The organism is Listeria cornellensis FSL F6-0969 (assembly GCF_000525855.1).
In the GTDB taxonomy this organism is placed as follows: Bacteria; Bacillota; Bacilli; order Lactobacillales; family Listeriaceae; genus Listeria_A; species Listeria_A cornellensis.
In genome coordinates, this window is the sequence record NZ_AODE01000091.1 from 1 (window position 1) to 570 (window position 570).

General features: G+C 48.8%; 1 protein-coding gene. It reads right to left on the reverse strand.

Features of this window, described 5'->3' with window-relative positions:
• Window positions 1–497 (reverse strand): immunoglobulin-like domain-containing protein (locus tag PCORN_RS16860; RefSeq protein ID WP_338151791.1); only part of this gene is annotated, 497 nt, incomplete at its 3' end.
• Window positions 498–570 lie beyond the last annotated feature (73 nt).

The window sequence follows — 570 nt, forward strand, 5'->3', positions numbered from 1 at the left end:
GTCGCTTGTTTCACGATAACGCCATTCACGGATAGGCGAACTTTGGCTACGTTGGTACCCATCGTGCCGTTAATCGTTGTATCTTGATCCAATGTGAAATTGGCTGGTGCTGTTAAGGCATTGTCTAGGGTGTCGAAACCAGTAAGGGTTACCGGTTTGCGATTCAACTCGTTGTATTGCGCGTCTACGCCCACCACTTCGACTTTATCGGTTTTGTTTTTGATGAAGCTCGCAATGTTTGTGAAGGTGAAGTCGCCATTGCTGGTTGTTGCTTGTGCTACCGCGACATCGTTGACCCAAAGACGGACTTTCGCAATGTCTTTGCCGTATTTACCGGTCAGGGTCGCACTATCTTTCGCATACGGGTCTGGTGTTAGACTCGTGTCTAAGATGGATGATCCTTTGGTTACGACTGTTTTACGGGCCACTTCATTGTAAGCGGCATTGACAGCCACGACTTCGACTTTATCGGTCGCTAATTTGACGAAGCTTGCCACTTTTATCAAACGTATACGTGCCGTCTGCGTGAGTCGTTGCTTGGGATACCGCAACACCGTTCACCCAAAGGCG